This window comes from Frankia sp. ACN1ag (assembly GCF_001414035.1).
GTDB lineage: Bacteria > Actinomycetota > Actinomycetes > Frankiales > Frankiaceae > Frankia > Frankia torreyi.
In genome coordinates this window covers 84,244-108,703 of the sequence record NZ_LJPA01000027.1, presented here as the reverse complement: position 1 = coordinate 108,703, position 24,460 = coordinate 84,244, and the positions used below count along the sequence as shown (strand labels likewise).

20 protein-coding genes and 4 pseudogenes are annotated in these 24,460 nt (G+C 71.0%); 17 read left to right on the top strand and 7 right to left on the bottom strand.

Features of this window, described 5'->3' with window-relative positions; translation table 11 throughout:
- Window positions 1-37: 37 nt before the first annotated feature.
- From UK82_RS39490 to UK82_RS22340, 8 genes and pseudogenes are all read left to right on the top strand, one after another.
- Window positions 38-652 (top strand): annotated as a pseudogene (locus UK82_RS39490) (transposase domain-containing protein); the annotation flags it as partial.
- A gap of 1 nt (window position 653) precedes the next feature.
- Window positions 654-1,312: transposase (locus UK82_RS39485; RefSeq protein WP_396230615.1), on the top strand; the 659-nt coding region annotated here is incomplete at its 5' end.
- A gap of 1,306 nt (window positions 1,313-2,618) precedes the next feature.
- The gene (locus tag UK82_RS34420) at window positions 2,619-2,708 is read left to right on the top strand and encodes a class III lanthipeptide (RefSeq protein ID WP_199865459.1); all 90 of its coding nucleotides are present in this window, start codon (window positions 2,619-2,621) and stop codon (window positions 2,706-2,708) included.
- 147 nt (window positions 2,709-2,855) lie between these two features.
- Window positions 2,856-3,957: pseudogene (locus UK82_RS43085) on the top strand (FtsX-like permease family protein); the annotation flags it as partial.
- Window positions 3,958-4,762: 805 nt separating this feature from the next.
- Complete coding sequence (locus UK82_RS22355) at window positions 4,763-6,001, top strand: MFS transporter (protein ID WP_161849155.1); 1,239 nt, start codon at window positions 4,763-4,765, stop codon at window positions 5,999-6,001.
- Complete coding sequence (locus UK82_RS22350) at window positions 5,994-8,045, top strand: prolyl oligopeptidase family serine peptidase (protein ID WP_110431494.1); 2,052 nt, start codon at window positions 5,994-5,996, stop codon at window positions 8,043-8,045. The genes UK82_RS22355 and UK82_RS22350 overlap by 8 nt, the downstream gene beginning before the upstream one ends.
- 23 nt (window positions 8,046-8,068) lie before the next feature.
- The gene (locus UK82_RS22345) at window positions 8,069-8,848 is read left to right on the top strand and encodes an ABC transporter ATP-binding protein (RefSeq protein ID WP_044886973.1); all 780 of its coding nucleotides are present in this window, start codon (window positions 8,069-8,071) and stop codon (window positions 8,846-8,848) included.
- A 213-nt stretch (window positions 8,849-9,061) separates the two neighbouring features.
- Window positions 9,062-9,688, top strand: coding sequence for a malonic semialdehyde reductase (locus tag UK82_RS22340; RefSeq protein ID WP_044886974.1), 627 nt, complete (start codon window positions 9,062-9,064; stop codon window positions 9,686-9,688).
- Window positions 9,689-9,743: 55 nt separating this feature from the next.
- Here the strand turns inward: UK82_RS22340 and UK82_RS39480 are convergent.
- A pseudogene (locus UK82_RS39480) lies at window positions 9,744-10,146 on the bottom strand (metal-dependent hydrolase); the annotation flags it as partial.
- A 1-nt stretch (window position 10,147) separates the two neighbouring features.
- The coding region (locus UK82_RS39475; RefSeq protein ID WP_236706298.1) for a metal-dependent hydrolase at window positions 10,148-10,595 on the bottom strand (448 nt) is incomplete at its 3' end.
- 401 nt (window positions 10,596-10,996) lie between these two features.
- On the opposite strand from UK82_RS39475, the gene UK82_RS22330 reads away from it, so the two are divergent.
- Window positions 10,997-11,905 (top strand): LLM class flavin-dependent oxidoreductase, encoded by a 909-nt coding sequence (locus UK82_RS22330; protein WP_044886976.1) that lies wholly within the window; start codon window positions 10,997-10,999, stop codon window positions 11,903-11,905.
- A 157-nt stretch (window positions 11,906-12,062) separates the two neighbouring features.
- On the opposite strand, the gene UK82_RS22325 is transcribed toward UK82_RS22330, so the two are convergent.
- On the bottom strand, window positions 12,063-12,458 hold the full coding sequence (locus tag UK82_RS22325) for a cupin domain-containing protein (protein WP_055409094.1): 396 nt from the start codon (window positions 12,456-12,458) through the stop codon (window positions 12,063-12,065).
- Between the two features lie 267 nt (window positions 12,459-12,725).
- Here UK82_RS22325 and UK82_RS22320 point away from each other — a divergent pair, with 267 nt between their 5' ends.
- On the top strand, window positions 12,726-13,415 hold the full coding sequence (locus UK82_RS22320; RefSeq protein ID WP_152989983.1) for a hypothetical protein: 690 nt from the start codon (window positions 12,726-12,728) through the stop codon (window positions 13,413-13,415).
- A 38-nt stretch (window positions 13,416-13,453) separates the two neighbouring features.
- On the opposite strand, the gene UK82_RS22315 is transcribed toward UK82_RS22320, so the two are convergent.
- A complete protein-coding gene (locus tag UK82_RS22315; RefSeq protein ID WP_044886979.1) occupies window positions 13,454-14,221 on the bottom strand; it encodes a helix-turn-helix domain-containing protein in 768 nt (255 codons plus the stop codon).
- Between the two features lie 123 nt (window positions 14,222-14,344).
- Here UK82_RS22315 and UK82_RS22310 point away from each other — a divergent pair, with 123 nt between their 5' ends.
- On the top strand, window positions 14,345-15,358 hold the full coding sequence (locus UK82_RS22310) for an LLM class flavin-dependent oxidoreductase (RefSeq protein WP_236706293.1): 1,014 nt from the start codon (window positions 14,345-14,347) through the stop codon (window positions 15,356-15,358).
- Here UK82_RS22310 and UK82_RS39470 read toward each other — a convergent pair.
- Window positions 15,320-15,703, bottom strand: a complete 384-nt coding sequence (locus tag UK82_RS39470) for an IclR family transcriptional regulator (protein WP_236706297.1) — start codon at window positions 15,701-15,703, stop codon at window positions 15,320-15,322. The two genes, UK82_RS22310 and UK82_RS39470, sit on opposite strands and share 39 nt — an antisense overlap.
- A gap of 18 nt (window positions 15,704-15,721) precedes the next feature.
- Window positions 15,722-16,075, bottom strand: a 354-nt coding sequence (locus UK82_RS39465; protein ID WP_396230616.1) for an IclR family transcriptional regulator, incomplete at its 3' end; no start/stop codon positions are given.
- Between the two features lie 337 nt (window positions 16,076-16,412).
- On the opposite strand from UK82_RS39465, the gene UK82_RS22300 reads away from it, so the two are divergent.
- The 5 genes and pseudogenes from UK82_RS22300 to UK82_RS22285 all read left to right on the top strand — a co-directional run bounded on the left by UK82_RS22300 (window position 16,413) and on the right by UK82_RS22285 (window position 22,233).
- Window positions 16,413-17,798: an FAD-binding oxidoreductase gene (locus tag UK82_RS22300; RefSeq protein WP_044886981.1), complete on the top strand. Its 1,386-nt coding sequence runs from the start codon at window positions 16,413-16,415 to the stop codon at window positions 17,796-17,798.
- 123 nt (window positions 17,799-17,921) lie between these two features.
- A pseudogene (locus tag UK82_RS39460) lies at window positions 17,922-19,101 on the top strand (malate synthase G); the annotation flags it as partial.
- Between the two features lies 1 nt (window position 19,102).
- Window positions 19,103-20,099 (top strand): malate synthase G (locus tag UK82_RS39455; RefSeq protein ID WP_236706291.1); only part of this gene is annotated, 997 nt, incomplete at its 5' end.
- Between the two features lie 64 nt (window positions 20,100-20,163).
- Window positions 20,164-21,312 carry an acetyl-CoA C-acyltransferase gene (locus UK82_RS22290; protein ID WP_044886983.1) on the top strand — a complete coding sequence of 383 codons (1,149 nt, stop codon included), beginning with the start codon at window positions 20,164-20,166 and terminating at the stop codon, window positions 21,310-21,312.
- Between the two features lie 132 nt (window positions 21,313-21,444).
- Complete coding sequence (locus UK82_RS22285; protein WP_044886984.1) at window positions 21,445-22,233, top strand: enoyl-CoA hydratase/isomerase family protein; 789 nt, start codon at window positions 21,445-21,447, stop codon at window positions 22,231-22,233.
- A gap of 113 nt (window positions 22,234-22,346) precedes the next feature.
- Here the strand turns inward: UK82_RS22285 and UK82_RS22280 are convergent, their stop codons facing one another.
- Window positions 22,347-22,919: a TetR/AcrR family transcriptional regulator gene (locus tag UK82_RS22280; RefSeq protein WP_044886985.1), complete on the bottom strand. Its 573-nt coding sequence runs from the start codon at window positions 22,917-22,919 to the stop codon at window positions 22,347-22,349.
- Window positions 22,920-23,038: 119 nt separating this feature from the next.
- Between UK82_RS22280 and UK82_RS22275 the strand changes: the two genes are divergently transcribed.
- A complete protein-coding gene (locus UK82_RS22275; RefSeq protein WP_055409086.1) occupies window positions 23,039-24,304 on the top strand; it encodes a cytochrome P450 in 1,266 nt (421 codons plus the stop codon).
- The last annotated feature ends 156 nt before the right edge of the window (window positions 24,305-24,460 follow it).

Here is a 24,460-nt window from a genome sequence, read left to right as displayed (position 1 = left end):
CATTCTTCCGCGAGGGATCGCCGCGATATAATGGCGCGTGGATTCAGGTGAGGAGCCGTCACTGGCGGGACGTCTTACGGACCACATCTCTGTGGGTGTGCTCGCGCGAGTTATCCCACGAGATGCCGTGGACGAGGTCCTTACCGAGACCGGTAGGCGGGAGAAACGGGTCCGACTACTTCCTGCACACGTCGTCGTCTATTTCGTGGTCGCGCTTGCGGTTTTCCGGGACGGTTACGAGGAGGTTCTGCGCCGCCTTGTGGGCGGTCTGCGGTTCATGGCGGTCTGGCGGGATGAGTGGACGGTGCCGTCGACGAGCGCGCTCAGCCAGGCACGTGAGCGCCTCGGTGAGGAGCCGTTGAAGCTGCTGTTCGAACGGGTCGCGGTCCCACTCGCGGAGCTGGGCACGGCGGGTGCGTGGCTTCGTTCATGGCGGCTCATGGCCATCGACGGCGTCAACATCGACGTTCCGGACACCGCGGAAAACCTCACCGCGTTCGAGAAAGCGCGTGGTGGTACCCGGCGGCCTTTTCCGCAGATCAGGTCGGTAGGGCTGGTGGAATGTGGTACGCACGCGGTATTGGCGGCCACGACCGGCAGTATGCGGGACGGTGAAAGGGACCTCGCGACCGGGCTTCTCGGCTCCGTCGAGNCGGACATGCTGATTACCGCCGACCGAGGGTTCTTCAGCTTCGAGCTGTGGGCGGAGTTCATGGTGACAGGGGCCGCACTGCTCTGGCGGGTCTCCGCCCACATGAAACTTCCCGCCGAGTCGCTGCTTCCCGACGGCTCCTACCTGTCCACCATCAAGTCGAAGAAGAACCGGGGAAGCTCCTGGCGGATGCCGCTGGCAGCGGTCGCCGACCCCAGGGACGCCAGCCACATACCGGTCCGGGTCATCGAATACACCGTCGACACCGGCGACGGCGGATCGTCCGAGACGTTCCGCCTGGTCACCACGATCCTCGACCCCGCCGAGGCCACCGCCCTCGAGCTCGCCGCGACCTACCAGCAGCGTTGGGAGTACGAGCTGTCCCTCAAGGAGATCGAGACACAACTGCTCGCACCCGGCGCAGGGCTGCGCTCGAAGTCCCCGGCCATGGTCCGCCAGGAATTCTGGGGGCTCCTCCTCGCCCACTACGCGATCCGCGCACTCATGGTCGAGGCCGCGGACAGCGGCGGAATCGACCCGGACCGGCTTTCCTTCCAAAGGACCCTGAACATCGTCCGCCGCCAGGTCACAGACCAGGCGGCCTTTTCCCCCCTCGACACTCGCCAAGGCGGCCGCGAGGACGATCGCAGAAATTCTTGAAAGGATCACGCGTGAACGCAGACCGCGACGCTACCCCCGCGTAAGCAAGCGAGGAAACCGGCACACGTTCCCGACCAAGCTGACGCCGGGAGGAGGCGTGATCTTTGTTCCGAAACTTGCGATCAAGATTCCGATCTTATCTTAGTGGCATTGCTACTCGCGTCCGGTGGCGGGAAANCCTCGGCTCCGCCTCAGCCACAGCGCGGACAGCTTGTCCGCGGCATGCTGGCTGCCGCGACTCCTCATCGCCTCGACCGCCTCTATCCGGGAGATATCGCCCTGCACCGTCCTGGCGGGTCCCTCGGACTCGCCTTCGGCGCGCCCGGGGTGCTGTTGGCCCAAGATGTGGCCGGCGCGAAGCTGGACCCGGACCACGTCGACTGGGTGGTGCGAGCGGCGCGACGGGCTCCGGACGGGATACCCACCGGGCTGTACGACGGGCTGGCCGGCGCGGCCTGGCTACTACACCGTCTGCACCACCCGGAGGCGGCCAACCTGGTCGACCGTATCATCGCGGCGCCAATGCCACGCTCACCCGGGCTATTCGGCGGACTGACCGGAATCGCCCAGATGCTGCTGGACGTGGGGGCGCAGGACGAGGCTCTGCGGCTCGCCCATGAGACAGNCGCGAGGATTGGCGAGCCGGGCGTACTGGACCGCCCAGGCCTGATGCACGGATGGTCGGGACCCGCGATCCTGTTCGCCCGTTGCCATCAGGTGACCGGGCACGATGAATGGGCAGAGGCTGCTGAGAAGGCGATTCGCTGCGATCTTCGCCGGGCTCGCCTGGTCGGCGAGATGCTGCAGATGGAGAGTTCCCACCGCCTTCTGCCTTATCTGGCCGAGGGATCGGCCGGCGTAGCATTCGCCGCGATGGCCCTCCCTGCCGCGCAGGCCGCTACCCTCGACGTCGATCGCATCGTCTCCGGCGCAGCCCGAGCCTGCGCGGTCCAGATCGTCATCCAGGGTGGCCTGTTCAATGGCCGTGCCGGCCTGGTCTACTTTCTTGCCCACGCCGCAAACCGTCAGCCACAATGGCGGGCAGCCGCGCACGAGCAGTCGCAACTGCTCGCCCTGCACGTTGTTGCCCGTGACGATGGCCACGTTCTGCACGGGGATCAGCTCGTACGGCTGTCGGTCGATCTGGCGACGGGCTCCGCCGGAGCTCTGCTCGCGGTGGAAGCCACCACAAGCTCCGGGCAGCGTCTACTCCCAGGCGTACACCTCGATGTACGGGTGAACGCCGCCAGGAATGAAGCGCCCGGTATCCGGGATGACCCCACGCCTGACGGGAGGTGATTTGCCCATGATGTACGTGCTGGCGCTCCAGGAGCTCGACGAGGAGATCGTCGTCGACGCCCCGTTCAGCTCGATCAGCTACTTCGCCTGCCACTGATCCAGGATCGGGCGAGAAATGGTCGAGAAGTAAGTTCGGGGAGGCCACGGTCTGGGTGGCCTCCCCGAACGCATCCAGCGTACTGGACACCTGTCGAGAGGAAACTGTGATCGCGGCACTCGACCATGGGACCACCGGGGCCGGCCGATGAGCTCGCATCGACTATTCGCCGCCGAGATCCGTGCCTACCCCGGGCGGGTGGCCGGCGCCGCGGCGGCCTGCGCGGTGACCGCGGCGGGGGTGGGCGCGTGCCTCCTGCTCATCTTGGCCGTGAACAGCCCCGGCTACCCGGCGGACTCCCCTGCGGCCGCGTCGGCGAAGGACGCGGAGAACCTGCTGTCGCTGCTGCTGTCGCTGCTGCTGATGGGAGCGGTGCTGGTCATCGGCTCCACGGTGTCGCTATGGACCGGGCAGCGGCTGGAGCAGTTCGCGGTGCTCCGCGCCCTCGGTGTCACGGCCGAGCGATTGCGGTGGCTGGTGGGCGGCGACGTTGCACGTCTCGCCCTGCCCGCAGCCGCCCTCGGGGCCGCAGTGGGGACACTGCCGGCGGCGTACCTGGGTCGGCGGCTGCTCATCGGGCGTGAGTTGTTCCCCTCCTCGGCACATCTGCCGTCGGCGGCTCTGTGCCTGGCCGTGATGGGCGGGGTCTGCGTGGGAAGCGCCGCGGTCGCAGTACTTGCCGCTCTGGGCAGCGTCTTCGCCGCCGGCCGGGTGACGGCGATCGGCCTGCTGCGCGATGCCGGGCTGGCGATGGCACCGAGCCGCAATCCGGTCCGCCTGGTGGCGGGGCTGGTGATGGCGGCGATGCTGTGCCTGCCGATCCTGGTGCTGCTGACCTTCCTGAGCCTGCCGGGCGTGTACAAGGCGGCCCTGGCCTCAGGACTGGCCTTGATGATCATCCCCAGCCTGGCCGTGCTGGCCCCCTGGATCATGCCCACCCTGACCCGACCCGTGTGCGCAGCCCTGCGCATCCTCGACCGCCGGGTGGGGCCGATTGCGGCGGCGGGACTGCGGGCGGCGCCGCTGCGGACCGCAGCAATCGCCGTACCGGTGCTCCTGTCGGTCGGCACCGCGGTCTGCCTGCTTGGTTCCGGTGCGACCATGGGCGCCGCCATCCAGCGGCAGACAGAGCAGGGCCTGCTCGCCGACGGTGTCGTGGCTGCGAAACCCGGCGCGCGGCTGCCCATCACCCCGGGCGCGATCCGGGGAGCCACCGCGACCGCGCTGGTGGCCACGGAGCTGACTCCACNGGCGACAACCCTGGACGACCAGCCCGAGGCCGCCAGGACGTGGGGGGTGGAAGGCGGGTCCCTGGGGCAGTTCCTGGACCTGGGAGTGAAGCACGGCCAGCTCGCAGACCTGCGGGAGGGCACCTTCGCGGCGGGAGCCGCCCAGACCGAACAGCACCACTGGCGACTGGGCCAGCCGGTCGCCCTGCGGCTGTCCGACGGGCGCGTGCAGTCGCTGCGGCTGGTCGCCGTCTACCGCCGCGACCTCGCCTTCCCCGAGTTCCTGCTGCCCCGTTCCAGTGCCCTCGCCCACACCGCACACCCGCACGCCGAGCAGATCCTGCTGTCGGGAGACATCCGTGGCTGGCCCCGGCTCCCCGGGCAGGAACTGTCGTCCCGCGCGGAGTATCTCGACCGGCTGACCCCGCGCAGCCCGCAGGACAACCTCGCTGGCCACCTCGTTGTCGCCGTCGTTTCCGGCTACGCGCTGCTCGCGGCGGCCAACATCTGCGCGCTCGCCCAGCGGGACCGCCGGGCGCAGCGCGCGCACCTGCGGGCGCTCGGCCTCAGCCGCCTGCAACTGGCCCGCTGCGCGCTCTACGAGGTGCTCGGCGCAGCCCTGGTGGGCGTCGGGCTGTCGGCTGGCACCGCACTGGTATGCCTGTCCCCGTTCGCCCTGGCGCTGGGGTTGGGGCCGCTTCCCATCCTCGATGTTCCCTGGAGCCTGGGGGTGCTCGCCGCCGCGTTCGCTGCGGTCACCGTCCCCACCCTGCTGGCGACCCACCCGATGCGCGGAATCGACCGGCAGTTCGCCACCGGCGCGCCATGACCCGCGGCCTGGGTAGACGCTTCTGGTTGCTGTACACGGGGGAATCCACCTCCGCGATGGGCACGGCGGCCACCGCCGTGGCCCTGCCGGTAGTCGCGTTGCGGTCGACGGGCGACGTCCGGCAGGCGGGCATGGCCGGCGCCGCACTGTCGGTAGGAATCGTGCTCGCACGATTACCCGCAGGTGTGGTCGCCGATCGATACGATCGTCGGCTGCTGTCCCTCGCCGGCAACACGCTCGGCGTGCTGGTGCTCGCGAGTCTGGCCCTGCTCACAGCGGTGGACCGAGCGTCGCTGCCCGTGCTGCTGGCGGCGGCATTCCTGGTGGGAACGATCGGCAGCGCCCTGGCACCGGTGGAGAACGTCACCCTGCGAACCATCGTTCAGCCCGATCTCCTGCCCAGTGCGCTGGCCTTGATCCAGACCCGGGCGGCCACCGCGATGGTCGCGGGCCCGCTGGCCGGCATGGCCCTCCTCGGCGTGAATGCGCAGGAACTCTTCGCCGTCGATGCCTGCGCCTACCTGGTCTCCGTCGTCTGCATGGCCCTGCTGCCCGCCATGCCAGCCGCACCCGCCGGGCCGGGGAGGGCCGGACGGCATCCGCTGCGGTCCGCCACGGAAGGTATCCGCTTCATCGTGTTAACCCCGTTTCTGCGCTATGCCGCAGTGAACGCAGCCATGATCAATGTCGTCTTCAACGGCCTGATCATCGTCATCATCGCCTCGACAAGCGCAGGAACCGGCGCCGGCATCGGAGTGGGCATACAGACCGCCGCGCTGGGTGCGGGCGCCTTCGGGGGGTCCCTGATCGCGGCATCGGTGGCGCGACGCCTACCGCCCGCCTGGGGCATCGCGCTCGGCACCGCTGTGGTGGCGCTGGCGCTGTCGGGGTTCACACTGGTTCGCGCGACATGGGCGGCCGCGATCCCACTCGCGGTCGCCGCGGCGGCGGGACCGGTGATCACGGTGGTGATCTCCACGGTCCAGATCGGCATCACTCCGAACGAGATGCAGGGCCGGGTACACAGCGGCATCGGATTCCTCGCCCAGGCCGTCTCGCCGCTGGGATCAGTCCTCGCCGGCCTGGGTGTGCGCGCCTTCGGACTCACCGCGACCGTGAGCGGCGCCGCGCTCGCCGTCGTCCTCCTCGCGCTCGCCGGCGGCCTGGTCGCCGCTCGACAGGCTGACCCGACCACCGCCGATGCGCGCATCCCGGTGGTGACCGGACGTGGATAGCCCCGCCGACGGGCCGCATGAGCCGGCGGATCCATACCGGTGGTTGGAGGACGCCGTCGGCCCTCGGACGAGGGCCTGGCTCACTCGCCAGGCTCTGGCGTTACGGGACGTGAGGCGGCAGACCGATGATCCTGGCTGGGCTGCGCTGTTGGCCCGGATCGACCGCGCGGCGCACGGGCGGCTGCTCAGCCCGCCGGCCGAGGCCGGCGGGCTCCTGTTCCGCCACGAGCACCAAACCGACGCGGAGGTGCTCATCGTCCAGGCCCCAGACGGCGTCCGGCATACCCTGGTCGACTCCGCCACGTCGGGCCGGATCGCAGCCTGGCAGCCCTCCCCCACCGGTGATCTGGTCGCCGTACAGCGTCACCATGACGGTTACGAGAACGGCGGACTGCGGCTGATCCCATCCCACCCCGGCGCACCGGGCGAGAGTCTCGCCGACGCCGCGCCCTTCCCCGCAGTCGCCTTCGTCGGCGACTGGCTGCTGTACACCGCCGGCACCAGGACGCAGCACCGGTTGGCCGCCCGCCGACTCGACTCCGGCGCTGCCCACCAGGTGGCTGTTCCGGTTGATGGACCGGTCCGGCTGTCCCTCCATGCCGGCTGGGGCGAATATCTCGTGCTGCGTATCCGCCCGGCGGCTCCCGCCACCCCCGACGGCCTGACCTGGTGGGTGACCCGATGGACCGGCCAGACCGTCCCGGACTGGCAGCCGTTGGACGTCGGCCACCTCCCCGTCACGGCGCTCGCTCTGGGCTGGAGCAGGTGCTATCTCGCTGCGGGACGGGTGTTCGACATCGATCTGGCGCGACTTGCCCGTGGTCAGGACGCCCCGCTGCTCCCGGTGGGCTCGCCGGACACCGAGGCGGCGTCGACGGTGTCCGCCCTGCGAGTGATGGGGCCGGAGGCCTCGCCGCGTCTGGTGGTGCTGCGGCGGACCGGCGTCACGCGCCGTCTCGACGTGCATGCTCCCGAGGGCGCCCCCGCCCCCGGGAGCGGCTTCACCTGGCAGGCCAGGCTCAGGCTCGGGCCGGTGACCACACCCAGCGCGGGCAGCGGCGGTGACGCGCTGTGGATTCTCGCCGACGATCCGCGTCAGGGCACCTGGAGCCGCCGCCTCGCGTCCCATGTCGACCTCAGGGGCTTCTCGGCACCCGGCCAAGGAACATCACTACGCACCTTGACGATCGCCAGCCGGGACGGAACCGCGGTGCCTGTGACCGTATGTGATCCCAACCCCCACGCCCGGCATCGTCCCGCTCCCACAGTGGTCACCGTGTACGGCGGCTTCGGCATCGCCCTGGAACCCACCTGGGATCCCCTGATCGCCGCCTGGCTGCACGCGGGCGGAAGAGTGGCCTGGGTCCACACCCGTGGCGGCGGCGAGTTCGGGCCCGCCTGGGCAGCGGCCGGGCGGGGAACGGGCAAGAACGCCGTCGTCGACGACCTGTGCGCGGCGGCCGCCACCCTGACGGAGCGCGGTGAGGCCGAGCCGGGTCAGCTGGCGGTCCTCGCTGCCAGCAACGGCGGTCTGATCGCCGCCGCCGCACTGACCCGGACACCGAGCCTGTTTGCCGCCGTGGTCTGCGCGGCTCCGCTCGCTGACATGACGCGTTACACCGTCGGAGGTCTCGGCGACCTCTGGCGGGAAGAATACGGGAACCCCACCGACCCTGCGGACCTGCGTGGGCTCCTGGCCTATTCCCCCTATCACCAGGTCAAAGAGGGCACACCTTACCCCGCGATCCTGCTGGTCACCGGAGGCAATGACGAACGCGTGCCAGCCTGGCATGCCTGGAAACTGTGCGCCGCCCTGCAAGGGGCCACAACCGGATCCGCACCCATTCTCCTGGACCATCACGACAGCAGCGGTCACTATGGTCGCTCCGGTAACGCTGCTCGCCGCCTCGGCGCCGGTACACTCGGTTTCATGGGTGCTGCGACCGGGCTTCGGCCTCGCATTGTCGGCGCCGCCGGTCATGAACCACCCGGCGAGCTGCGGCGGGGTGAACCACCGGACACTCCGACGGAGATCGCCTTGTGACTCGGCCCCGCGTCTGGCCTGGCATGCCACCGCCAGCACCCCCGGCCACGACAGTCGCCGCCGCCATGGGGCTCACCAAGGTCTACGGGTACGGTGATGGCCGGGTGCTGGCACTGGACCGCGTGTCCGTCGCCTTCGGCCGCAGCGAGTTCGCTGCCATCATGGGCCCGTCGGGTTCCGGAAAATCCACCCTCATGCACTGCCTGGCCGGCCTCGACCGACCAACGTCCGGCTCCGTCCGGATCGGTCCGGTGGAGCTGTCGAGGATGACGGACCGGCAGCTCACCCGCCTTCGCCGAGACCGAATCGGGTTCATCTTCCAGAATTTTCACCTGATTCCCACTCTGACTGCGGCCGAGAACATCACGGTGCCGCTGACCATCGCGGGGCGCAGGCCGGACAACGGCTGGTTCGACGCCGTGATTCGCGCCGTCGGTCTGGCGGACCGGCTGAACCATCTGCCCTCCCAGCTTTCCGGTGGTCAGCAGCAGCGAGTCGCCTGTGCCCGAGCCCTGATGGGACGGCCGGACATCGTCTTCGCGGACGAACCGACCGGCAACCTTGATTCCCGCGCCGGCGCTGGAATCCTCTCGTTCCTTCAGTTATGCGCACGCCAGTTCGGTCAGACCATTGTGATGGTGACGCATGACCCGGTCGCCGCTGCGCAGGCCGACCGTGTGGTCTTCCTCTCGGACGGCAGGATCGTCGACGAACTGACGCGACCCTCACCGGACAGCGTGCTCGACCGGATCAGAGCGCTCGACGCCACCACCGGCATGGGCTACCCGCCGCGACCGGTGTGACCTCTCCGCGGGGACGACCCGCCAAAGCCCGGACAGGGCGTCCACTGAGCACGCGGTGGACGCGAAGGTCGGTCGACCGCCACCGCGCGTGAGATCGGGGATGCCCGGGGGGAGCGGATGTGGCGCAGCGGACACCGGGCGGGGAACACTGAAGCGCCTGGCTAGAGTTACGCCTGCAGTACGAGGCGCTACACATACTCAGGGAGCTCACGCATGACCTCTGCCGTCGAGAGCATCGAGGCGCCGGACGTTCCCGTCCTCGACGAGGCGGGGCGCGCCCTGCTGTTCACCGAGGCACGGACGGGGAACGCCTTCGCGGACACCCCGGTCAGCGACGAGCAGCTCGCCGCCATCTGGGAGCTCACCCGGTGGGCGCCGACCAGCGCCAACCTGCAGCCGCTGCGGGTGACCTTCGTGCGCACGCCCGAGGGCAAGGAGCGGCTGCTGCCGCTGATGAGCGAGGGCAACCGGGTCAAGACCGCCTCGGCGCCCGTCACCGCCATCCTCGCCGTCGACTCGCGCTTCCACGAGCACGCCCCCACGCTGCTGCCGATCCGGCCACAGATGCGCGACGCCCTCGAGGCGGACGAGGCCACCCGCAGCGCCATGGCCCAGGTCAACGGGCCGCTGCAGGCGGGCTACTTCATCCTCGCCATCCGCGCCCAGGGCCTGGTGGCCGGGCCGATGGCCGGCTTCGACGCCGCGGCGATCGACGCCGAGTTCTTCCCGGACGGCCGTTGGAAGTCCCTGCTCGTCATCAACATCGGCCACCCCGGGGAGAACCCCTGGTTCGACCGGCTCCCCCGGCTCGACCCCGCCGACGTCATCCGCTGGGCCTGACCGCCAGCCCGGTTCTGGACCCGGCCGCCGGACCCCGAGCGCGCGAGCCTCGGGGTCACGTGCTTGTGGACCGTCCTCGTCCTGCGGCGGCCGCGGGGTAGCGGGCCAGGATGGCCTGCTGGCCCGCCGGCGGGGGCGTCGTCGCCGGGTCGTAGAACGGCGAGAACGCCCGGGCGAGCCGGCGGAGGTTCGCCGTGCCGAGTTTCCTGGCCGTGGCCGCCTCCCGCTCCTCGGACTGTCGGCGCTGCTCGTCGGTCATCCCGCGCCGGTCCACGTCCAGCAGATATCTCCGCAGCGGTGAGGTGCGCCGGTTCAGGTGCCGGGAGGCGGTGACGATGCCTCGGGCCCGGTATAACCACGCGACCAGCCGGGGGCGGCCATAGAGGCGATGGTAGACGCGGTTCACGACCGTGCGGTGTTCGTACTCCTCGGCCAGATGCCATTTCCACAGGTCGACCNCCGGTGACGGCGGGGCGCCGAGTTCGGTTTCCATCAGGCCGTCGACCCACAGCTCCGCGCCGGTCGAGCCGATGGTCTCGAAGCCCTCGCAGTAGGCGAGCAGCCAGCGCAGCGACCTGGTCCGCAGGAAGTGCTCGTAGTCCCGTTCGAAGACGGCCTCGTAGTCGGTCATGTCCGGGTAGCCGCCGTCGCGGACCATCGCGTTGAACGCCCGGTGCAGCCGGTAGTGCTGGCCCTCCTGCCGGTTGAACAGGTCGATGTCGTGCAGCAGCTCGGCGTCGACCAGCGGATCCAGCTCCTCCGCCGCGCGGCGCATCACCTTGATGAGGAACGGCTCGATGTAGGCCGGGATGATGCCCTGCGCGTTGACGAGATGGACGGCCTCCAGGTTCGCGCCCCAGCGCGGCGAGACGTCGGTGAAGTCGAATTCCGGCGAACGGACACGCATACCCATACCAGACCCTTCCGAGCACGGACGGTACGACCGAGGAGCGACCGTGATCCCGCCGCCCGCTCCGCCACCCATGATCCGACACTCGAAGGTCACGGGGACGGATCTCGGTGCGGTACCCCGGTAAGTGCCCGCGACCGTCGTTGCCCCGTGCCTCGTGCCCTGAACCCGAGCCCCGCAAGCGTGGCTCTGCCGCTACCAGCCCGGGCCCTACCAGCCCCGACCCCTACCAGCCCCGGCCCCTACCAGCCCCGATCCCTACCAGCCCCGGCCCGGTCTTCCCGCGCTCCGCGCCGGGACGGAGGGTGCGGGAGGGGACCTCGACGGTCCTCGCCGGGCCCGGCGGGACCTCACCTGACCGCCGTGCCGAGGCCCGAAGTGGAGAGGAATGATCGCCGGTGACCCACGAGAAGGTTCTGTTCGGATTCGGCCTCGAGACCGGCGTCGGCGAGGTGGACGCCCTGCTCGCGCACGCGACGCAGGCGGATCGCGACGGGCTTGACCTGGTCACGCTGTCGGATCATCCGTACTTCGCCGACCGGCTGGACGCCTACGCGGTCCTGGGTGTCGTCCTGGGCCGGACGGCGCGGGTCACCGGGGCGGTGAACGTGACCAACGTGCCGAGCCGACCCGCACCGATGCTGGCCCGCACGGTCACCGCGCTGTCCGCGCTGACCGGCGGGCGCGTCGCGCTCGGGATCGGGGCGGGCGGGCTGTGGGACGACATGGCCCGGCTCGGCATCCTTCGACGTTCTCCAGCGCAGGCCGTCCGGGCGATGGAGGAGGCGATCCTCGTCGTGAAGTCGCTCTGCGGCGGCGGGGACCCGGTGACCTTCGACGGGGAGTTCTACCAGGTCGCGGGCCTCGTTCCGGCGTCCGTCGCGGCCCCGCCGATCTGGACGGGTTCAGGCGGCCCGGCGTCGCTGGCGGTCACGGGCAGGCTCGCCGACGGCTGGATTCCCGGCTACGCCGCCGACTGGCGCAGTGTGCGGGTGGCCCAGTCGCGCCCCCTCATCGACGCGGCGGCCGCGGCGGCCGGCCGGAACCCGGCGGAGATCGCGACCATCTACAACCTCCCCGGCCGCTTCACCTCGACGCCGCTGACCGCCACCCGCGACGATGCCGGCCGTTGGATCGGCGGTTCGGTCGCCCAGTGGGTCGACGAACTCACCGCGGCCGTGCTGACGTTCGGCGCCGCCGGCTTCGTCTACTTCCCGGTCCAGGACGGCACGTCGACCGACCTCGCCCTCGGCACCTGGGCGGGCGAGGTCGTGCCGGCCGTCCGCGAGGCGGTCGCCCGGGCCTAGTTTCACCGGCTCGCCGCCCGAGGCGCGGCCCGTTGCGGTGCGCTCTGCGCGGTCTGACGCCTGCGGATCGTGCGCGTCGCACCGCAGTCCTCCCCGCGCGCCGTTCGCCCGCGGTGCGGTGCGGTGCGGGTCGCGCGCCGCGGCGGCGTCGGACTCGCTACCTGCGGTTGTACTCGGCGTCGGTGACGTGGGTGCCCCACGTGACCTCCGGACCGTCGGCGGGGGCCTCCCAGATGGCGATGTGTGTCATGAAGTGGTCGGGCGCGGCGCCGTGCCAGTGCTCCTCGCCGGGCGGCGTGTAGATCACGTCGCCGGGACGCATCACCACGACCTCGCCGCCGCGGGCCTGCACGTAGCCGACGCCCTCGGTGACGTAGAGGGTCTGGCCCACGGCGTGGGAGTGCCAGGCCGTACGGGCGCAGGGCGCGAAGCGCACCGTGTTGACGCGAACCCGGGAGGGTTCCTCTCCCCTGGCGACGACGTCGAACCACACGTCCCCGGTGAACACCTCCGCCGGCCCCTTGGTCGTGGGCTGCTTGGTCAGAACCTGCATGTGCCGCTCCTGGTGACGTGGCGGGTGGTGACGTGGCGGGTGGAGGTCAGGACCGTCTGGAGGACCGTACCGGCTCCAGGGCCCGCCGGGCTGGAGTCGTCCGGGCTGCCTCGATCCCGTCCTCTCTCGCCGGCTTACCCCGAAGTCAATCCCCGCGGCGACCGTGACTGCTAGTTTTGACGACGAGCACAGCAGCGTGGATCCAGGGGGAAACAGATGGCGGAGGCGAATCCGGAGCAGTTCACCTGGCCGGAGACGATGCGGCGCGTGAACGACGCGATAGGCGTTTCGGTGCTGGGGGCCAACAGTTATGTGGAGAACGCTTTCTCGGCGGTGCTGGACAAGGCGCCGGTGGGCCAGCGGAAGACCCGGGACGAGTTGAAGGCGCCGGGTGCGAAGAGCCTCCGGCCACCGACGCCGGACACCTGCACCTACCTGCCGGAGTCGATCGGCCCCGGTCGCAACGCCCGAACCAGGTACCTCGCCGAGGGCCTGGCCAAGTTCGAGAAGGACCCGACCGCCGGATTCTTCTACGGTGTGTGCAACGACTGCGCGTGGGCGGTGAACGGGGCGCTCGTCACCAAGGTGTTCAAGCGGCCAGCCCTGAAGGTGTACGCACCGCTGCTACCCGAGGGCACCCGGGTCGAGCTCTACGGCATCGTGGGAATACATTCGGACAAGCATATGTTCACCGTCGTGAACCGCGCGATCGACAGCACCCCCACCGATTATCGGACCTGGGGTCGCGGCTGCTTCGTGGTCGACCAGTGGTATGGCCGGCAGTCCGTGACGCCGGCCGTGAAGTCGTTCGACCCGCAGGACGATCTGCCCGGGGCGGGTTTCTACGACCTCGCGTTCATCGCCTGGTGGGACGAGGTCCTCGCCAAGGTGCTGCCGACGTCGGGCGGCGGAAACACCCTCGTTCCCCAGGCCGAGTTCGCCGCCGGCCGGAAGTAACGCCGTCGGTCAGAGGTAGTACAGCCACGCCCAGGCCGCTACCGGGAGGCCGTGCGGCGCAGGAGGGCGGCGGTGGGCTGGTCAGCGGGGAGGAAGGCCTCGAGCTTCAGTTCGGCGATGGTGACGTCGACGGCCGTGGCAAACGTGGTGATCGTGCTGATGAGCCGTAGTTCCCCGGCGGCCGAGCGAAGGTGCAGGGGAACCGCGAAGCCGAGATGGTCCGGCCTGAGCGGCTCGGCCGGCACGTACCGGCCGAGTTCGGCGTGGAGATCGCTGAGGCGGTCGTCGGGATTGCGCAGGATCTCGGCGTGAATGCCGTTGAGGATGTGCCGGGACCATTCGGCGAGGTTCACGATGCGCGGCGCGAGGCCCGCGGGATGCAATGCGAGGCGGTAGACGTTGGTGCCGGGCCCGAGCAGGTCCGGCGCCACGCCGTCGGCGAGGAGGGCGAACGCCTCGTTGGCGGCGACCAGGTCGCCGTGGCGGTCGACGACGATCGCCGGGTAGGGCAGGTGCCCGGTCAGGATGTGCGTCAGCGCGGCGCGCACCGGCGCCAGCTGCGGGTCATCCAACGAAGTGCGCGGGTAGGCGGGGGCATAGCCCGCGGCGAGCAGCAGACCGTTGCGCTCCCGTAGCGGCAGGTCGAGGGATTCCGCCAGCCGGACGACCATGGCCCGGCCCGGTTCCGACCGGCCGTTCTCCAGAAAACTGACGTGCCGCTGGGTGGTCCCCGCCCGCTCGGCCAGTTCGAGCTGGCTGAGCCGGCGGCGGAGCCGACGTTCGCGCAGCGCCCGCGGGAAGTCCACGAACCCCGTTGTACCGCCCGGGATCGCCCGCCGGCCATTCCTCCCGGGGAATTGCCGCCCTTCACCGCCGCCGGCACGATGCGGCGCATGACCAATGACAGGCGGATGACCGATGACAGGCGGATGACCGATGACATCCGCCTCGGCGTGCTCGTCCCGATCGGAAAGGCCCAGTGGGGTGCGGGAACCGACCCACGTGAGCTCGTCGACTTCGCGATCCGGGCCGAGGAACTCGGCTACGACTCGCTGTGGGTCAACGACTCGCTGCTCGGCCCGCGCATCGAGGCGCTGACCATGCTTGCCGCCGTGGCACCGGTCACCGACCGCATCCCCCTCGGCACGGCGACGCTCCTGCCGGTACTTCGCCGGCCCGTGCAGGCGGCGCAGACCCTCGCCTCCCTCGACCTGCTCTCCGGCGGCCGGCTGACCGTGGCCGTGGGCGCGGGCTTCCCCGGCCGGTTCGGCCGACCCCTGCACGACCTGTCCGAGGTTGCCTGGGCCGACCGGTTCACCCGGCTCGACGAGACCGTCGCCCTGTGGCGCCGGCTGTGGACCGCCGACGGCCCGACCTCCTTCCACGGCGATCTCCTGCACTTCGACGAGATCCCGCCGGCCACGGCGCCCAGCCAGGCCGGTGGCCCGCCGATCTGGCTCGGCGGCGCCGCCCCCGCGGCACTCGCCCGCACCGGCCGCCGCTACGACGGGTGGCTGCCCTACCCGCCCGACCCGGCGGACTACCGCAGCGGTCTGGCCGAGGTACGGAGGGCAGCCGCCGACGCGGGCCGCGTCCCGGGCACGATCACGCCTGCCCTGTTCGTGTCAGTGCTGATCGCCGACACCGAGGAGAGCGGGCGCGACACCCTGGCGGACTACAGCCGGGCCAACTACGGGCTCGCGCTGCGCGACCTCGAAGCCATCCAGGCCGTGATCACCGGACCGCCGGCGCAGGTGGCCGCGCGCCTGGGGCATTACATCACCGCCGGCGCGCGGCACCTCGTCTGCCGAATCGGCACCGTCGACCTCAGGTCCGCCCGCGACCAGCTCGACCGGCTCGCCGAACTCCTCCCGCTCCTGCGCGAGGCTGCTGGTGGTTCAGGTTCAGGTGAGGGCCGCGGCGAGGGCGGCGCAGGCGCGTGACAGGGCCGGCGCCGCACGCCCGGCGAGGTCGTCGTTCATGCGCACCGCGGGACCTGACACGGACAGCGCCATCGGCGACATTCCAGGCACGGACACCGGCATCGCGACGCAGCGCACCCCGACCTCCATCTCGCCCTCATCGAGGGCGTAGCCGCGGGCGCGGATGCCGGCCAGCTCGTCGAGCAGCGCGTCGACCTCGACGATGGTCGTGGCGGTGTGGGTGGACAGCGTCGAATGCCTGAGGATCGCGCGGGCCTCGTCGTCGCCGAGCGTCGACAGCAGCGCCTTGCCGACGCCGGTGCAGTGCAGGGGAACCCGCCGGCCCACCTCGGTGAAGGTGCGCATCGAGTACACCCCGGGAGNCTGGGCCACGTACTCGGCCCGCTCGCCGGCCAGGACCGCGAGGTTGGCCGATTCCCCGAGCCCGTCGGCGAGCTCGCGCAGGATCGGGGCGGCCCGCTCGCCGAGCAGCGCGTTCGCGCCGGCGCCCAGCGGGACCAGCCGGGATCCCAGGCAGTACCGGCGGTCGGGCAGGCGGCGCAGGTAGCCGCGGGTGGTGAGGGTCTGGACCAGCCGGTGGATGGTCGGCAGCGGCAGGCCGGTCGCCGCAGCCATCGCGCTGATCGAACAGCCGCCGCCCGCCGCCTCGACCACCTCGAGGATGTCCAGGGCACGCTGGACCGACTGCACTCCTGCCACACGCTGCTCGACCGGCATTCCCGCACGCCTTCCTCTCACCTCGGGTCACCTCGGGTCACCTCGGGCCGGATGTCGGCCCCGGGCGTCGACCCCGGGCATCCGCGCCTCGGCCCGCACTCCGCCCACTCGCGACCCACCTGGCCGACTCGACCCACCTGGCCGACTCGGCCCACGTGGCCCGCACGCGGCCGGCGCTTCGCCCCCACTCTGCCTGCCTGTCGGCGCTCGTCTTGACCGAGACGGCCGTCCCGCCCTACCTTCTTATCACGATACAGATTTCTTTTTCCGTATGGTGGAACCCGGTAGGGTCGCCAGCGACGTCGTGCGGACCCTCCCCTCGGAAAGGCTGGCCCCTGTGACCGTGGAGGACGTCCCCATCGCCAAGCTCGCCGAGCTGGTCGACGCGCTGCCCGCCGGGGTGGTCGTCACCGAGCCGGACCTGCTCGACAAGTACCGTCGTGACCGCGCGGCGGACCCGCTGGCAGGGCAGCCGCTCGCGGCGGTGCGCGCGGAGTCGACCGAACATGTCCAGATCGCCGTCCGGTGGGCGGCGCGGCACCGCGTCGCGGTGGTGCCGCGGGGGGCGGGCACCGGGCTGTCCGGCGGCTCCACCGCCGTCACCGGGGGCATCGTGCTGTCGACGGAGCGGATGCGCGCGATCCGCGTCGACCCGCTCACCCGGATGGCCGTCGTGCAGCCGGGTCTGCTCAACGCCGAGGTCAAGGCGGCGGCCGCGGCCCATGGGCTGTGGTACCCGCCGGACCCGTCGTCGTTCGAGATCTGTTCCATCGGGGGCAACGTCGCGACGAACGCGGGCGGCCTGTGCTGCGTGAAGTACGGCGTCACGACCGACTACGTGCTCGGGCTGGAGGTCGTGCTCGCCGACGGGCGGGCGGTGCGCCTCGGCGGCCCGCGGCTCAAGGACGTCGCCGGGCTGTCGCTGACCAAGCTGTTCGTCGGCAGCGAGGGGACGCTCGGCATCGTCACCGAGGCCACCCTGCGGCTCATCCCGGCCCAGCCCCCGTCGAGCACGCTGGTCGCCACCTTCCCCACCACCGAGGCGGCCACCGCGGCCATCCTGGCGATCACGTCCGCCATCCGGCCCGCGATGCTGGAGTTCATGGACCAGACGTCGATCAACGCCGTCGAGGACGTCCTGCACATGGGGCTCGACCGCGACGCGGCCGCGCTGCTCGTGGCCCGCTCCGACAGCCAGCATCTCGCCGCCGAGCGCGAGATGAAGATCATGCTCGACGCCTGCGTGGCCAGCGGCGCCACCGAGACGCTGGCCACCGACGACCCGGACGAAGGCGAGGCGTTCGTCGCCGCCCGCCGCGCGGCCATCCCCGCGGTGGAACGGCGCGGCACCCTGCTGCTCGAGGATGTCGGCGTGCCGTTACCGCGGCTGCCGGAACTCGTCCGGGGCATCGAGACGATCGCGGCCGACCGCGCGCTGACGATCGCGCTGATCGCGCACGCCGGCGACGGCAACACCCATCCCCTCGTCGTCTTCGACCCGGCGGACGAGGACATGACCCGGCGGGCGGAACTCGCCTTCGGTGAGGTGATGGACCTCGCCATCAAGCTCGACGGCACGATCACCGGCGAGCACGGCGTCGGCCGGCTCAAGAAGGCCTGGCTGCCCGACCAGCTCGGCCCGGAGGTGATGGAGCTGTCCCTGCGCATCAAGCGGGCGCTCGACCCTCTGGGCATCCTCAACCCCGGGGCGATCTTCCCCTGACGGCGAGGGCCACCGGCGGGCGACCGCCCCGGACATCCCGACCGCGCCGCACATCCCAACCGCGCCGCACATCCCGCCCGCGCCGCTCGGCACCGCAACGACACGACACGACAAGGACAGACGATGACCGAACGGATCCAGATCGGCGCCCTCCAGGTGGCGGCGAGCCTGCACGAGTTCGTGCAGAGCGCCGCCCTGCCCGACTCGGGAGTAGAGCCCGCGGCTTTCTGGCGGGGCGTCGAGGAGATCATCACCGCGCTCACGCCCGTCAACCGGGCCCTGCTCGCCGAGCGCGACGAGCTGCAGGAGAAGATCGACGACTGGCACCGCGCCCGCGCCGGCAAGGACCACGACGCGCAGGCCTACCACGACTTCCTCGTCGAGATCGGCTACCTGCGGCCCGAGCCCGAGCCGTTCCAGATCACGACCGAGAACGTCGACGACGAGATCGCGCTGACCGCCGGTCCGCAGCTCGTCGTGCCGGTCCTCAACGCCCGGTACGCGCTCAACGCCGCGAACGCGCGCTGGGGCTCGCTGTATGACGCGCTCTACGGCACCGACGCGATCGCCGAGGACGACGGCGCGCACCGCGACGGGCCCTACAACCCGGTCCGCGGTGCGAAGGTCATCGCCCACGCGCGGGCGCTGCTCGACGAGGTCGCGCCGCTGCGCGAGGGCGGCCACGCCGACGCGGCGCAGTACGCCGTCATCGACGGCGAGCTGGTCGTCACGCTGACCGCCGGCCCGAAGACCGGCCTCGTCGACCCCTCGGCGCTGCGCGGCTACACCGGCGAGGCGGCGTCCCCCAGCGGGATCCTGCTGGTCCACCACGGCCTGCACGTCGAGATCCTGATCGACCGCGCCGGTTCGATCGGCGCCGGCGACCCCGCCGGGGTGCAGGACGTCGTCCTCGAGGCCGCGATCACCACGATCGTCGACTTCGAGGACTCCATCACCGCGGTCGACGCCGAGGACAAGGTGGCGGCCTACGCGAACTGGCTGGCGTTGAACCAGGGCACCCTGACCGCGAAGGTGACCAAGGGCGGGTCGTCGTTCGACCGCGCACTGGCCGCGGACCGGACGTTCACCGCGCCGGACGGCGGGCAGGTCGTGCTCCCGGGCCGGGCCCTGCTGCTGGTCCGCAACGTCGGGCACCTGATGACCACCGACGCGATCCTCGACGCCGACGGCGCGGATGTGTTCGAGGGCATCCTCGACGCGATCATCACCTCCCTGGCGGCGCTGCCGAGCCTGCGCGCGGACGCGGCCCGGCGCAACAGCCGCACCGGCTCGATCTACATCGNCAAGCCGAAGATGCACGGTCCGGCCGAGGCCGCCCTCACCGTCGACCTGTTCACCCGGGTCGAGAAGCTGCTCGGCCTGCCCGCCGACACCCTCAAGATCGGAATCATGGACGAGGAGCGCCGCACCACGGTGAACCTCGCCGCGTCGATCGAGGCGGCCCGCCGGCGGGTGGTGTTCATCAACACCGGCTTCCTGGACCGGTCGGGCGACGAGATCCACACCTCCTTCGAGGCCGGGCCGATGGTGCGCAAGGCCGACATGAAGACGCAGACCTGGATCACCACCTACGAGAACAACAACGTCGACCAGGGGCTGGCAGCCGGCCTGTCGGGACGCGCCCAGATCGGCAAGGGCATGTGGGCGATGCCCGACCTGATGGCCGACATGCTGACCCAGAAGATCGGCCAGCTCCGGGCCGGCGCGACGACGGCCTGGGTGCCCTCCCCCACCGCGGCGACCCTGCACGCGCTGCACTACCACCAGGTCGACGTCTTCGCCCGCCAGCGGGAGCTGGCCGAGCGGCCCCGCGCGGACCTGGGCGACATCCTGCGGATCCCGCTCGGTGACCCGAGCGCGTGGAGCGCCGAGGACCGCCAGCAGGAGATCGACAACAACGCGCAGTCGATCCTGGGTTACGTCGTGCGCTGGATCGACCAGGGCATCGGCTGCTCGAAGGTGCCCGACATCCACGACGTCGCGCTGATGGAGGACCGCGCCACCCTGCGGATCTCCAGCCAGCTCATGGCGAACTGGCTGCGCCACGGCGTCGTCACCCCGGAGCAGGTGCACGCCAGCCTGCAGCGGATGGCCGCCGTCGTCGACAAGCAGAACGCCGACGACCCGGCCTACCGGCCGATGGCCCCGGACTTCGACGGTGTCGCCTTCCGCTGCGCCACCAGCCTCATCTTCGACGGCGCCCGGCAGCCCAACGGCTACACCGAGCCGATCCTGCACGCCCATCGCCGGGAGGCGAAGGCGCTGGCCGCGGGCCTGTGACGCCCTCGCGTGTGACGCTGGCCGGTAACGAGAAACGGACGACTATGGGCAAGGTGGTGGGGTCATGCGGGATGCAGTGATCGTCGAAGCGGTGCGGTCGCCGGTGGGCAAGCGGAACGGGGCGCTGGCCGGGGTCCATCCCGGCGACCTGTCGGCGCACGTGCTGACGGAGCTGGCCGCCCGCAGCGGGATCGACCCCGGTCTGGTCGACGACGTCGTGTGGGGGGTCGTCTCGCAGGTCGGCGAGCAGGCCCTCGACGTCGCCCGCACGGCAGTGATCACCGCCGGGTGGCCGGAGCACGTGCCCGGGACGACCGTCGACCGGCAGTGTGGCTCGTCGCAGCAGGCGGTCCACTTCGCCGCCGCCGGGCTCATCGCCGGGCATTACGACGTGGTCGTGGCGGGCGGCGTCGAGTCGATGACCCGGGTGCCGATGGGTTCCGCGGTCGGCGACGCCAAGCCGCATCCGGCCAGGTTCATCGAGTACTGCGGCGGGGTGCGTCCCAACCAGGGCGTCGGCGCCGAGATGATCGCCGAGAAGTGGGGCTTCTCACGGACCGACTGCGACGAGTTCTCCCTCGCCAGCCACGAGCGGGCGGCGACCGCCCAGGACGGCGGCCGGTTCGAGGCGCAGATCGCCCCCGTCGACCTGCCGGGCGGCGGCGTGTTCGCCGCCGACGAGGGCATCCGCCGCGGCGGCACGGTCGAGACCCTCGGCAAGCTGAAGACCGTGTTCCGCCCGGACGGTGGCGTCGTCACGGCCGGTAACGCCTCGCAGATCTCCGACGGTTCCGCCGCCCTGCTCCTGACGACCGCCGAGAAGGCGGCCGAGCTCGGGCTCACCCCGATCGCCCGAGTGCACACCGCGGTCGTCGTCGGCTCCGATCCCGTCATGATGCTGACCGGTCCCATCCCGGCCACCCACAAGGCGCTGGCGCGCAGCGGCCTGTCCCTCGGCGACATCGGCGCGTTCGAGGTCAACGAGGCGTTCGCACCGGTCCCGCTGGCGTGGCTGGCCGAGTTCGGCGCCGACCCCGCGACGGTCAACCCCAACGGCGGCGCGATCGCGCTCGGCCACCCCCTGGGCGGCTCGGGCGCGCGCATCATGACCACGCTCGTCCACCACATGCGGGACAACGGCATCCGGTACGGCCTGCAGACCATGTGCGAGGGCGGCGGTCAGGCCAACGCCACCATCCTCGAGCTGCTCTGACCCTCGAGCTGCTCTGACCCTCGAGCTGCTCTGATCCTCGAGCTGCTCGGGCCTTCGAGCTGCTCTGACCCTCGGGCGGCTCCGGCCAGCTCCGATCCTCCCTTTCCGTCCTCACGAAGTGGACCAACCCCAGTGGTAGACGACGCCCACGACCTGCTGCGCTACGAGTCGGTCGGCCCGATCCGGGTCATCACGCTGAACGACCCCGACAAGCTCAACCCGATGACCGACGCGCTGCACGAAGCGCTCACCGACGTGTGGGTGAAGGTCATGCGCGACCGCGAGGTCCGCGCCGTCGTGCTCACCGGCGCCGGGCGCGCCTTCTCCGCCGGTGGCGACGTGCCGGGCTTCCTGGCCTGCGTCGAGGACCTCGATCATCGCCGGTCCAACATGCGCACCGCCCGGCTGCTGGTCGACCACATCCTGGGCTGCCACGTGCCGGTGATCGCCGCGGTGAACGGCCCGGCGGTCGGCCTCGGCTGCAGCATCGCGGTGTCCTGCGACATCGTGCTGATGTCGGAGAAGGCATTCCTGGCCGACACCCACGTCAACGTCGGGCTCGTCGCCGGTGACGGCGGCGTGGTGACCTGGCCGTTCATGATGAGCCTGCTCAAGGCGAAGGAGTACCTGTTCACCGGCGAGCGGATCCCGGCCGCCACCGCCGTCGAGCTGGGCCTGGCCAACCGGGTCGTCCCGCACGAGAAGCTGCTCGACGAGGCGATGGCGCTGGCGGAGAAGCTGGCCCAGCAGCCGGCCCAGGCGCTGCAGGAGACCAAGCGCTCCCTCAACCTGCACCTGCAGCACGCCGCCCTGAAGGTGCTGCCCTACGCCCTGTCGACCGAGAGCGAGTCGTTCTCCTCGCCGGAGGTCGCCGAGCGGGCCCGCGCCTTCGCGGCCCGCTCCAGCAACGGCAAGGGCTGACCCACTCGAATCCCGGCGGGCGGGTTCCCTGAAACGGCTGCGGCCAGCACAGGAACCCGCCCGTCGGCAGGCGCCGAGATTCGCTCAGCGGTCCAAACGGCTACGCGTCCTGGCTAAGAGGCCGGGGGGCCGAGGGCGGCGTCGACGATGCGGTCGGCGAAGGCGCGGTCGACGGGGGCGCGTTGAATCGTCGCTCTGAAGATCAACGGGCCGAGGATCTGGGCGAGCAGTTCGTCGTTGTCGCGCTCCGCCACCGTCTCGCCGGCGGCGATCGCCCGGTCGATCGCGCCGCGCAGCAGCGACGAGATGCGCCGCAGCAGATCGTCGCGGAGTTCGGCCACGGCCGGGTTCTGGTCGGCGGTGGCGATGACGGTGGTGAGGAACTGCCGCGCGACTGGCTGGGCGAGATCGGCCCCGGACCGGATCAGCTCGCGGCTGAGCCACTCCCGCAGGGGGCCCTCGCCAGCACGCAGCAGCGGCTGTTCGGTGATCTTCAGCGCCTCGGTGATCAGGTCGACCTGGCGCGGCCAGTGCCGGTAGATCGTCGCCCGGCCCACCTCGGCCCGCTGCGCCACGCGCTGATGCGTCAGCGCCGCGGGCCCCTCCTCCTCGAACAGCGACCGCACGGCCTCGCGCACCGCGGCGCGGGTGCGGGCGATTCGGGCGTCCTCGACCGTCGTCTCCACGACTCGAAATTCTATGAGACACCTTGACTCACATAAGAGATATGAGGCACTCTGCCTCACATGCCCGGGATGAGTCGTGGGTCACACGGCGCGCCGGTGGACGATTCGAGGAGACGGCGATGACCGACGAGAACAGCAGCGGGAAGCTCACGATCCACAATCTTCCGATCGCACGGGATCGGGACGCGGCCTGGCGCCAGATGCGCGAGTACGGCCGCACGGTGCAGCTCGACGGCGGCGTCGCGGCCACCGACGTCGAGACCGTCGAGACCGTGTTACGGCAGCCCACGGTCTTCTCGTCGAAGAAGGCGTTCGACGTCCTCGGCAGCCCGCTGCCGCTCGTGCCCATCGCGTTCGACCCGCCCGACCAGACCCGCTACCGGCGCATTCTCCAGCCGTTCTTCAGCCCGCGGGCCATCCGACCGCTGGAGGACGAGCTGCGCCGGCAGATCGTCGACATCATCGAGCCGTTGGTGCAACGCGGGTGGTGCGAATACGTCTCCGAGGTGGCGGGAATCTTCCCGGTCCAGGTGTTCCTCACGCTGTTCGGGTTACCGCTGGAGATGCGCGACCAGTTCATCGAATGGAAGGACGCCATCCTCGGGCTCAGCGACCCCTCCGGAAACACCGCCCTCGACGAGGCCGCGACCGAGGCCGCCATGACCACGGCGCTGGGGCTGTTCGGCTACCTGGCCGACCTCGTCCCGGCGCGCCGCGGGGTCGCGGGCGACGACGTCCTGAGCCAGCTTCTCTGCCTGGAAGGCGACGAGGCCCTGACCGACGAGGAGGCCATCGGCCTGTGCTTCCTGTTCGTCCTGGCGGGTCTGGACACCGTCGTGGACGCGCTCGGGTTCGGCATGGACCGGCTGATCCGCAACCCGGCCCGGCGCCGCGAGATCGTCGACGATCCCGCGCTCATCCCGGCCGCGATCGAGGAGCTCCTGCGCCTCGACCCGCCGGCGCCGTTCGTGCCGCGGGTGACCACCGAAGAGACCGTGCTGGACGGGCGGACGCTGCCCGCGGGCACCCGGGTCACCACCAACCTCGCCGCCGCCAACCGGGACGAGCTGCGCCACCCCGACCCCTACGAGGTGAACTTCCACCGCGGCGAGAGCCCGCACCTGAGCTTCGGCGCCGGGGTGCACCGCTGCCTGGGATCGCACCTGGCGCGCCTGGAGATGCGCCTGGTGCTCGAGGAGTGGCACCGGCTGATCCCCGACTACGATCTCGCCCCGGGTGCGTCGCCGCAGGTGAAGTGGCCGCGCGGCACGCTCGGGCTGGACGCCCTGCCGCTGGTCTTCCCGGCCACATCCGCCACATCCGCCACATCCGCAACGTCCGCCACGTCCGCCACGTCCGCCGGGGCGGGGACGCAGGCGTCATGAGATAGGCAGTTGAGTTCATTTATCAACCTGATCCTTGCGGATCGTCGGGGGCGGCGGTTACGGTTCCTCCGGGCCTGCCCGGAGGAACCCGCTGCCCCCGGACACCTCGCCGGACACCTGGCGTGCGGCCCTGCAGGAGCCGACCCAGCGGGCCGA

Bases quoted from the DNA above. Each gene is read 5' to 3' on its own strand.
- UK82_RS39470 (WP_236706297.1), bottom strand. From the start codon at position 15,703: ATGCGCACCTTCACCGAGGTGGGCCGGCGGGTTCCCCTGCACTGCACC.
- UK82_RS34420 (WP_199865459.1), top strand. From the start codon at position 2,619: ATGATGTACGTGCTGGCGCTCCAGGAGCTCGACGAGGAGATCGTCGTC.
- UK82_RS22325 (WP_055409094.1), bottom strand. From the start codon at position 12,458: ATGCAGGTTCTGACCAAGCAGCCCACGACCAAGGGGCCGGCGGAGGTG.
- UK82_RS22340 (WP_044886974.1), top strand. From the start codon at position 9,062: ATGACCTCTGCCGTCGAGAGCATCGAGGCGCCGGACGTTCCCGTCCTC.
- UK82_RS22310 (WP_236706293.1), top strand. From the start codon at position 14,345: ATGACCGATGACATCCGCCTCGGCGTGCTCGTCCCGATCGGAAAGGCC.
- UK82_RS22345 (WP_044886973.1), top strand. From the start codon at position 8,069: ATGCCACCGCCAGCACCCCCGGCCACGACAGTCGCCGCCGCCATGGGG.
- UK82_RS22355 (WP_161849155.1), top strand. From the start codon at position 4,763: ATGACCCGCGGCCTGGGTAGACGCTTCTGGTTGCTGTACACGGGGGAA.
- UK82_RS22275 (WP_055409086.1), top strand. From the start codon at position 23,039: ATGACCGACGAGAACAGCAGCGGGAAGCTCACGATCCACAATCTTCCG.
- UK82_RS22290 (WP_044886983.1), top strand. From the start codon at position 20,164: ATGCGGGATGCAGTGATCGTCGAAGCGGTGCGGTCGCCGGTGGGCAAG.